General features: G+C 62.0%; 9 protein-coding genes. 5 read left to right on the top strand and 4 right to left on the bottom strand.

Annotated features, from left to right (window positions below):
• Positions 1-53: 53 nt before the first annotated feature.
• The 5 genes from B3N48_RS22200 (at position 54) to B3N48_RS22220 (ending at position 5,348) form a co-directional block, all read left to right on the top strand.
• Positions 54-1,274: an ABC transporter substrate-binding protein gene (locus tag B3N48_RS22200; protein WP_296187415.1), complete on the top strand. Its 1,221-nt coding sequence runs from the start codon at positions 54-56 to the stop codon at positions 1,272-1,274.
• 170 nt (positions 1,275-1,444) lie between these two features.
• On the top strand, positions 1,445-3,433 hold the full coding sequence (locus B3N48_RS22205; protein WP_296187416.1) for an ABC transporter permease: 1,989 nt from the start codon (positions 1,445-1,447) through the stop codon (positions 3,431-3,433).
• Complete coding sequence (locus B3N48_RS22210) at positions 3,430-4,212, top strand: ABC transporter ATP-binding protein (protein WP_296187417.1); 783 nt, start codon at positions 3,430-3,432, stop codon at positions 4,210-4,212. The genes B3N48_RS22205 and B3N48_RS22210 overlap by 4 nt, the downstream gene beginning before the upstream one ends.
• A complete protein-coding gene (locus B3N48_RS22215; protein WP_296187418.1) occupies positions 4,209-4,979 on the top strand; it encodes an ABC transporter ATP-binding protein in 771 nt (256 codons plus the stop codon). Before B3N48_RS22210 ends, B3N48_RS22215 begins: the two co-directional genes overlap by 4 nt.
• 63 nt (positions 4,980-5,042) lie before the next feature.
• On the top strand, positions 5,043-5,348 hold the full coding sequence (locus B3N48_RS22220) for a DUF1883 domain-containing protein (protein ID WP_296187419.1): 306 nt from the start codon (positions 5,043-5,045) through the stop codon (positions 5,346-5,348).
• Positions 5,349-6,181: 833 nt separating this feature from the next.
• On the opposite strand, the gene tauA is transcribed toward B3N48_RS22220, so the two are convergent.
• From tauA to ehuC, 4 genes are all read right to left on the bottom strand, one after another.
• Positions 6,182-7,168 (bottom strand): taurine ABC transporter substrate-binding protein, encoded by a 987-nt coding sequence (tauA, locus tag B3N48_RS22225; RefSeq protein WP_296187421.1) that lies wholly within the window; start codon positions 7,166-7,168, stop codon positions 6,182-6,184.
• Positions 7,169-7,549: 381 nt separating this feature from the next.
• Complete coding sequence (locus B3N48_RS22230) at positions 7,550-8,341, bottom strand: amino acid ABC transporter ATP-binding protein (protein ID WP_296187422.1); 792 nt, start codon at positions 8,339-8,341, stop codon at positions 7,550-7,552.
• The gene (gene ehuD / locus B3N48_RS22235) at positions 8,334-8,984 is read right to left on the bottom strand and encodes an ectoine/hydroxyectoine ABC transporter permease subunit EhuD (RefSeq protein WP_296187423.1); all 651 of its coding nucleotides are present in this window, start codon (positions 8,982-8,984) and stop codon (positions 8,334-8,336) included. Before ehuD ends, B3N48_RS22230 begins: the two co-directional genes overlap by 8 nt.
• The gene (ehuC, locus tag B3N48_RS22240) at positions 8,981-9,661 is read right to left on the bottom strand and encodes an ectoine/hydroxyectoine ABC transporter permease subunit EhuC (protein ID WP_296187424.1); all 681 of its coding nucleotides are present in this window, start codon (positions 9,659-9,661) and stop codon (positions 8,981-8,983) included. Before ehuC ends, ehuD begins: the two co-directional genes overlap by 4 nt.
• Positions 9,662-9,869 lie beyond the last annotated feature (208 nt).

The raw sequence follows: 9,869 nt of genomic DNA on the forward strand, positions 1-9,869 counted from the left end.
TGGAACGCCCTAATGCTGTGCAAGCCTTTCACCTGATCAGCTTGGAGAACACCATGAACCTGCGTGCACGTTTCACGAAATCGAACCTGTTGGCGGGCGTGGTCGCCTTGATCATCAGCGGCGCTGCCTGGTCGGCGGACACCATCAAAATTGGCGACATCAACAGCTACAAATCCCAGCCGGTGTTCACCGACGGCTACAAGAAGGGCATGGAACTGGCCGTCGAACAGATCAACGCGGCAGGCGGTGTTGGCGGCAAGAAGCTGGAGCTGGTTACCCGCGACGACAACGCCAACCCCGGGGACGCGATTCGTCAGGCCGAAGACCTGATCAACCGCGAGCACGTCGACGTGCTGGCCGGTGCATTCTACGCCCACATTGGCACCGCGCTGTCGGACTACGCCAAGCAGAAAAAACGTTTCGTGCTGATCACCGAAGCCCTCAGCGACAACATCGTCTGGAGCGCGGGTAACCGCTACACCTACCGCCTGGATGCCTCGACCTACATGCTGACCTCGGCGCTGGTGGACGAAGCGGTCAAGCTGCACAAGAAGCGCTGGGCGTTGGTGTACCCCAACTACGAGTTCGGCACCGCTGCTGCGAGCGCATTCAAGACCTTGCTCAAGGCCCGTCAACCGGATGTGGAATTCGTGACCGAGCAGGCGCCGCCGTTCGGCAAGGTCGATGCAGGCAGCGTGGTGCAGGCGCTGGTGGATTCGAAACCTGACGCGCTGTTCAACGCGTTGTTCGGCGCCGACCTGGCGAAATTCATTCGTGAAGGCACCACCCGCAGCTTCTTCGGCGAGCAGCTGCCGGTGCTGAGCATTATCACCGGCCAGCCGGAATACCTGGAGCCGCTGAAGGACGAGATTCCGCCGAACTGGACCGTCACCGGCTATCCCTGGTACAGCATCGACACCCCGGCGCACAAAGCCTTCGTTGAGGCGTACCACGCCAAATACGGCACCGAGAACATGCGCTTCGGTTCGATCATCGGCTACTCGGCGATCCAGTCCATCGCGGCGGGGATCAAGGCCTCGGGTGGCAAGACCGACTCCGAATCGATGGTCGAGGCGTTCAAGGGCCTGAAGGTCAACACTCCGGACGGCCCGCTGGAATACCGCAAGATCGATCATCAGGCCACCTGGGGCTTGTACGTCGGCAAGCTGGCGGTCAAGGACGGTGCGGGCGTGATGGTGGATTACACCTTCAAGCCGGGGGATACCCTGCTGCCGTCGGATGAGGTCGTGCGCACGTTGCGTCCGGCTGAGTGATGCGCAGCGGCAATGAATAGACCCTGTAGTGCTATTTGAAATGCGATTTTGTGGGCGCCGGCTTGCTGGCGAAAACGTTGGGTCAGTGAAAAACGAGATGACTGACCCACCGCATTCGCCAGCAAGCCGGCTCCCACAGGACCTGTGCTGGCAGCGGGAACCTACGCCTGATGGCGGATGAGGTGACCGCGCTGCCCCAGATCGAGGGCGTCATGGACTTTTCAGCGTTATTTTCACAGTTACTCAATGGCCTGGCCGAAGCGTCATCGCTGTTTCTGGTGGCGGCGGGGTTGTCGCTGATTTTCGGCGTGACCCGCATCGTCAACTTCGCCCACGGCTCGTTCTACATGCTCGGGCTGTACATCGCCTATTCCATTGTCGAACACCTCATGGGTTCGATGGGCGCGGCGGGTTTCTGGCTCGGTCTGGCGCTGGCGGCGATTTCCGTGGGCCTGATTGGCGCCGTGGTGGAAATCGTGCTGCTGCGCCGCATCTACAAGGCGCCGGAACTGTTTCAGCTGTTAGCCACGTTCGCGTTGGTGCTGGTCATCAATGATGCCGTGTTGGGCTATTGGGGCGCGGAAGAATTGCTCGGTCGTCGTGCACCGGGGTTGTCCGGTTCCATCGACATTCTGGGGCGTCAGTTCCCCACCTATAACTTTTTCCTGATCGCCATCGGGCCGGTTGTGCTGGGGCTGGTGTGGCTGTTACTCGTGCGCACCCGCTGGGGCGTGCTGGTCCGCGCCGCGACCCAGGACCGGGAAATGCTCGGCGCCCTCGGCGTCAATCAGGCCTGGCTGTTCACCAGCGTGTTTGCCTTGGGCGCAATGCTGGCGGGACTCGGCGGGGCGGTGCAATTGCCCCGTGAACCGGCCAGTCTTTCCCTGGATTTGCGCACCATCGGCGAGGCGTTCGTCATCGTCGTCGTGGGCGGCATGGGCTCGTTGCCGGGGGCTTATGTCGCGGCGTTGTTGATCGCTGAGATCAAGGCGCTGTGCATCGGACTCGGCTCGATGACCCTGTTCGGGGTCAGCGTGTCGTTCTCCAAGCTGACGCTGGTGATCGAGTTCCTGGTCATGGCCGTGGTGCTGGTGATTCGTCCGTGGGGCCTGATGGGCAAACCGCAAGCCACCAGCCGCAATTCGGCACCGGTGGAGGCTCCGATGCGACCGGGTTCGGCGACCTTCAGGTGGTTGATCGGTGCGCTGCTGCTGGGATTGGCGGTGTTGCCGCTGCTCTCGAGCTGGCTGCCCTATGCCAGCGTCCTGACCCAGGACGTGCTGGTGACCGTGCTGTTCGCGGTGAGCCTGCACTTCATCATGGGCCCCGGCGGTCTGCACTCGTTCGGCCATGCGGCGTACTTCGGCCTCGGCGCTTACGGCGCGGCGATCCTGTTCAAGGTACTGACGATGCCCATGCCGATGGCCTTTGCCTTCGCGCCGTTGGTGGCGGGGTTGGGCGCGTTCGTCTTTGGCTGGTTCTGCGTGCGCTTGTCCGGGGTGTATCTGGCGATGCTGACGCTGGCGTTCTCGCAGATCGTCTGGTCGGTGGTGTTCCAGTGGGAGGACGTCACCGGTGGCTCCAACGGCATCACCGGCATCTGGCCGTCCAGCTGGCTCGACGGCACCCGCTATTACTACCTGACGCTGGTGCTGGTGGCGCTGAGCATTTTTCTGGTCAGGCGCATCCTGTTCGCGCCGTTCGGCTACGCCTTGCGCGCGGCGAGGGATTCCGCGTTGCGCGCGGACGCCATTGGCATCGACGTCAAGCGCGTGCAATGGCTGGCGTTCGTCATCGCCGGAGTCTTCGCCGGGCTGGCGGGCACGCTGTATATCTTTTCCAAAGGCAGCATCTCACCCGACGCCATGGCGGTCGGCAAGTCGGTGGACGGGCTGGTCATGGTGCTGCTCGGCGGCATTCAGAACCTGCTGGGCCCGGTGGTCGGCGCCAGCGTGTTCAGCGTCCTGCAGGACTCGATCATGCGCGCCACCGACTACTGGCGTGCGGTGTTCGGCGGCGTGATCCTGCTGCTGGTCCTGGTCTTTGCGCAGGGCATTGCCGGGTTCTTTCAGCAGGTGGGCGGTGGGTGGCACGCGTGGCGATACCGGTCGCCCGCTCGTGAGGCAAGCGTCCCTACGGCGATGGAGAAACAGGCATGACCCTTCTGCAAGTACGTGACTTGAACAAATCCTTCGGCGGTGTCCGTGCCGTTGACGGCATCAACTTCGACCTGCACGAGGGCGAGCTGTTGGCCTTGATCGGCCCCAACGGCGCAGGCAAATCGACCACCTTCAACATGGTCGGCGGCCAGCTCAAGGCCTCGGGCGGTTCGATCCGTCTGCTGGGCCAGGAACTGGTAGGTAAACGGCCGCGGGACATCTGTCGTCTGCAGGTGGGACGCACCTTCCAGATCGCCGAAACCTTCGCGTCGCTGACCGTGGTGGAGAACGTGCAGATGGCGCTGCTTTCCCATCATGGCAAAGGCTTTTCGTTGTTCACCTCGGCGCGCAAGCAATACCGCGAAGAGGCCATGGACTTGCTCGCTCAGGTCGGCATGCAGCGCCACGCCGAACGCCCGTGCAGCGAACTCGCGTACGGCGACGTCAAGCGTGTGGAACTGGCAATGGGGCTCGCCAACGACCCCAAACTGCTGCTGATGGACGAACCCACGGCGGGCATGGGGCCGGAAGAACGCAACGACCTGATGGCGCTGACCAAGCGGCTGGTGGTGGAACGCAAGATGGCCGTGCTGTTCACCGAGCACAGTATGGACGTGGTCTTCGCCTACGCCGACCGGATGATCGTGCTGGCTCGCGGGCGTCTGATTGCCGAGGGTGACGCGCCTTACATCCGCAATCACCCCAAGGTGCAGGAAGTCTATTTCGGCACCGGCAAGACCTTCGAAAACAACATCGCGCCTTCACAGGAGCAGGTATGAACGCAGTGCTTTCCTCGCAACGCCCGGAGGCCGCTCCGTTGGGCGAGCCGCTGCTGGAAGTCACCGGCCTCAACGCCTGGTATGGCGCGGCCCAGGTGCTGTACGACCTCAATCTCAACGTCAAACGCGGCGAAGTCGTGGCCCTGATGGGGCGCAACGGCGCCGGCAAGTCCACCACGTTCAAAGCGCTGATGGGCATGTTGGCGCGGCGCCAGGGCGGCATCCGCTTCATGGGCCAGGAGATGTCGGCGCTGGCGCCGTTCGAGCGGGCGCGACGTGGCTTGGGGTTTGTGCCTGAAGATCGCCGGGTATTCACCCACCTGACCGTCACCGAGAACCTGGAAGTGGGGCGTCAGGCGAACCGGCATTGGCCGGACGGCACCGAGGCGCTGAACTGGACGCCGCAGCAACTGTTCGAGTTCTTCCCCAACCTTGGCGCCATGCAGGACCGGCCGGGCGGGCAAATGAGCGGCGGCGAGCAGCAGATGCTCACCGTGGCCCGCACGCTGATGGGCAATCCCTTCCTGATCCTGCTGGATGAGCCGTCAGAAGGCGTCGCGCCGGTGATCGTCGAGCAGATGGCGCACATGATCCTGGCGCTGAAAGCCAAGGGCGCGAGCATTCTGTTGTCAGAGCAGAACCTGCATTTCGCCGGGCTGGTCTCGGACCGCGCCTATGTGCTGGAAAAAGGTCTGGTGCGGTATGAAGGCAGCATGGCCGAACTGGCGGCGAACGAGGCGGTGCGCAAGGCCTACTTGACGATGTAGTGAGAAGGCAGGGCAAGCCGACGTGATATTCTCGCGGCTTGTCTGTCCGGTCTGTGATCCCCCATGAAATTCATCCATCAGCGCGAGCACCTCAATGAAGGTGACATCGTGGTCATCGAGTCGTCAGGCGTGTGCAACATCCGCCTCATGAGCGACGCGAACTTTCGCAGCTTCAAGAACGGCGGGCGGCACACCTACCACGGCGGCGCCTTCGACCGCTTCCCGGCGAAAATCGTGGTGCCGAGCAGCGGGTTCTGGAACATCACGCTGGACACCGTGACCAAGCGGGCGATCAGCGTGACGCGCAAGCCGAACATCAAGCATTCGATCAAAATCATCAGGCGGTCTGCGGGTGGAATGCCTCGATAACCCTTGTCGGCACGCACCCCAGTGGGAGCTGCCGGAGGCACGAAGGCCGCGAACGCGGTGTGCCAGCTAACACATCGCCGACTGACCCACCGCCATCGCTGCCGTCGTCCCTCCGGCGTCTCCCACAGGATCGGCGGCGTGCCGACATTCAAGGCTCGGCGCCCAATCTGTAGGCGCAGCCGCAGGCACGACGGCCGCGAACGCGGTGTGTCAGATAACACATCGCCGACTGACCCGATGCCATCGCTGCCGTCGCCCCTCCGGCGTCTCCCACAGGATCGGCGGCGTGCCGACATTCAAGGCTCGGCGCCCAATCTGTAGGAGCTCCCGGAGGCACGACGGCCGCGAACGCGGTGTGTCAGATAACACCTCACCGACTGACCCGATGCCATCGCTGCCGTCGTCCCTCCGGCGTCTCCCACAGGATCGGCGGCGTGCCAACATTCAAGACTCGACGCTCAATCTGTAGGAGCAGCCGGAGGCACGACGGCCGCGAACGCGGTGTGTCAGATAACACATCGCCGACTGACCCACCGCCATCGCTGTCGTCGTCCCTCCGGCGTCTCCCACAGGATCGGAGGCGTGCCAACATTCAAGACTCGACGCTGAACCGGTAGGAGCAGCCGGAGGCACGACGGCCGCGAACGCGGTGTGTCAGATAACACATCGCCGACTGACCCACCGCCATCGCTGTCGTCGTCCCTCCGGCGTCTACAACAGGATCGGCGGCGTGCCAACATTCAAGACTCGACGCTGAACCGGTAGGAGCAGCCGGAGGCACGACGGCCGCGAAGACGGTCTGTCAGCCGCAGAGGTGGTGTTTGGCACACTGGCTATCTGGCAATGAACTGGTCACTCACATACGCCGAATAATCCGGCAGGACGCTTTCGATTTTTCCCTGATCCTTCAGGAACGCTGCGGTCTTGGCAATCGCGGTCACTGTTCCGCCACCCAGCAACTCCGGGGATGTTTGCTCTGTAGCGGTCGGGAAGTGCGAGCCGTCCAGCAGCTCTGGCACGTCTGCCGCGTTGGCGCCGGTAAAGCGTGCAATGGTCTTCACCGGCTCGGAATCAGCGGTCCACTGCGCGCGGTGCGCGGTGTAGTCGGCAATCGCTGCCAGGCTGACCTTGGCAAACTGAGCGACGACCTCCGGGTGTTTCTCGGCAAAATCCTTGCGCGCGACCCAGACTTCAAATGTCGGCGAACCCCACTGCGACACTTGCCCGGCGTCGGTGAGGATCTTGCCCGTCTTGCGGATCTCCCCGAGCGCAGGCGACCACGTGAAGGCGCCGTCGATGTCGCCACGTTTCCACGCCGCCGTGATCTGCAGCGGGGTCAGGTTGAGGATGGTGACTTTCTTCGGATCGATGTTCCAGTGCTTCAACGCGCCGAGGAGGCTGTAGTGCGAAGTCGACACGAACGGCACGGCGATTTTCTTGCCGATCAGGTCCTCCGGTTTGTCGATGCCACTGCCGTTGCGCACCACCAGCGCTTCGGAGCTTTGGATTTGCGACGTCACGATGAACGCCACCAACGGCACTTTCCTCGACGCCGCAGCGGCCAGCGGACTCGATCCCAAATTGCCGATCTGCACGTCGCCCGAGGCCATCGCCGCGATCACCGCAGGGCCGGCGTCGAACTGGCGCCAGTCGATTTTCTGGCCGATGGCTTTCTCGTACTCGCCGTCGGCAATGGCGCGTTTGACCGGGTCGATGCCGGTGACGTAACCGAACGTCAGGTCAGCGGCCTGAGCAGCCACGGAACAGGCGAAAAGGCCAAGCGCCAGGGAGAGGGACGCGATCCATGTTTTCTTGATCATGTAGGTCAATGCCTTGGATTGAGACGGCGCCACTCGCTGCGAACGGCGGTTGGGCAGGGAGAATAAGGTTGGATGAATAGTGTTTTTAAATATCATTTTGGCATTAGCTTAAGCGCTTGGGCAGTCCAGATCATACGCTTGTAAGGTCATCATCGAAGGAGCCGCCCTGAGAGGTTCAGCGGCTGAGTGTGGCGCGAAGTTCGCATCGGTTTGAGCAGCGTCGCTGCAAGCATGGCAACCAGCGCCACGACTGTTGCTGCAGCAACATGCTGCGAACAAAGGTCGTCACATTTCTCCTGTGGGAGTGAGCTTGCTCGCGAAGGCCCGGCCTCGGGCGACAACGGCAGCGGCGGATCTATCAGCGAGTTCAGGCTTGCGGCATCACCGCTGTTCCACGACGTTCAAAAACCGCCGTGTCCGTTCGTTTTCGGGGTGTACCAGGATTTCCTCGGGTGTGCCATCGGCGACGATTTTTCCGGCTTCCATGAACAGAACCCGATCGGCAATGTCCTGAGCGAACTTCATTTCATGGGTCACCAGCAACATGGTCATCTGCTGTTCATGGGCGATGGCCCGAATCACCGCGAGCACCTCACCCACCAACTCCGGATCCAGCGCTGAAGTCACTTCATCGAACAGCATGACCTGGGGCCGCATCGCCAACGCGCGGGCAATGGCAACGCGCTGCTGTTGCCCACCGGAGAGCTGCGCCGGGTAGGCATCGGCTTTGTGACCGAGCCCTACGAGATTCAAATAATCATGAGCGCGGGCGAGCGCTTCATCGCGGTCGAGCTTCAACACGCGCAGCGGCGCTTCGGTCACGTTTTCCTGAACGGTCAAATGCGGAAACAGATTGAACTGCTGAAACACCATCCCCACCCGATGCACCACCGGCGCTTTTTTCGTTCCTGGCCAACGCCAGCCACGTGCAGGGGCAGGTACGGCGGCGCCGGCCACTTCAATACGCCCTTGTTGATAGGGTTCGAGCCCTTTGATCAGGCGCAAGACCGTGGATTTTCCCGAGCCGCTCGGGCCGATCAGTGCGACTTTCTGGCCTTGGGGAATGCTCAGGTCCAGATGGTCGATCACCCGATTGGCGCCGAATTGCTTGACCACGCCGTTGAGGACGATCTGCGGCGAGGCGAGGGGGAGGCCGTGTGTGAGATCAGACATGACTGCGCCTTTCGAAGTATTTGAACAACACGGAAGTGGGAATGCTGATGGCCAGGAACATCAACGCCATGACGGTGTACGGCTCGTTATAGCGGTAGCTCATGCCGGCGATCTGTTTCGCCGCCTGGAACAGTTCGGGAATGCTGATCACCGCCAGCAGCGGTGTCTTCTTGAACATGCCAATCAAATAATTGCCGAGTACCGGCACCATCGGTTTAAGGGCCTGGGGCAGGACGATACGGCGCCAGGTGGTGGCGACATCGAAGTCCAGCGCTCGCGCGGCTTCCCATTGACCGGCGGGCACGCCTTCGATGGCGCCGCGAAAGCCTTCGGCGATGTACGACCCGTAATACAGGCCGAGCCCGATCACCCCCGTGGCTATCGCCGGTAAGGTGATGCCTGCCAGCGGCAGGGCGAAGAACAGCACGTACAACTGCACCATCAACGGTGTGTTACGGAAGAAGCTCAGGTACGCGCTGCTCAGGCGTCGAATCACCGCGCGGCTCGAACGTTGGGCGATGGCTAATATCAGACCCATCAACACCGCCAGCAAAAAGCCCAGGATCACCACCTGCACCGTCACCAGCAGCCCCTCGAAAAGGTCCGGCACGATGGACCAGGCGAACGCCGTGTCGAACATCATGCTGCACCCCCTCGACGCCAGGCCGTGATGTGCCGCTCGTAGCGTTTCACCAGCCAACTCAGCGGCCAGGCCATGACGAAATAGCACACCAATACGATGCTCCAGATCAGCGTTTGTTGGCCCAGCGTGGTGATCAGCTGGCCACCGGAAAACGTCAGGTCACTCAGGGTGATCAACGAGACCAGCGAGGTGGTTTTCAGCAATTCCACTAACTGATTGCCCATGGGCGGCAGCATGAAGGGCAGGGCTTGTGGCAGCACGATGCGGCGAAACGCGGTAATGCCGTCGAAATCCAGCGCACGTATCGCATCACGCTGACCGCGGCTGACGTTGCTCAGCGCCGACCGCACGATTTCCGACCCGTAAGCGGAAAAGGTCAATCCCAGGCCGAGAATGCCAGTGGTCATCGGTGACAGGCTGATGCCGAACAAGGGCAGGATGAAGAACAGGTAAAACAGCAGCACTAACGCAGAAATGCCTCGCAGGACTTCAACGTAGACCGTGGCGATCCAGCGCACGACACGCCACGGCGAGAGGCGCATCAGCGCGATGACGAACGACATCACAATGACGATCAATTGCGCGAAGAATGTGAGCTGTAGCGTGACCCATGCGCCGTTTGCCAGCTGATGGGCAATGAAACGTGCCGTTTCCACGGCGGAAGAATCGAAGAACATTGGCCGTACTCGTGTGGGGTGGGGCCGTACAGGGCGTGCGGGCGGATGAAAACTGTCGCTGAGGTATGGCAAATACAGGAATGGCGTCAGGCCGGGGATAGGCGCCGACGACAACCCTGTGGGCGTGAGCTTGCTCACGAACGCGGTGGTCCAGTGACCTGCTGAGTGTCAGTCGCCCCGTCATCGCGGCCGTCGTGCCTCCGGCGTC

The organism is Pseudomonas sp. UBA1879, from assembly GCF_002338065.1.
GTDB lineage: Bacteria > Pseudomonadota > Gammaproteobacteria > Pseudomonadales > Pseudomonadaceae > Aquipseudomonas.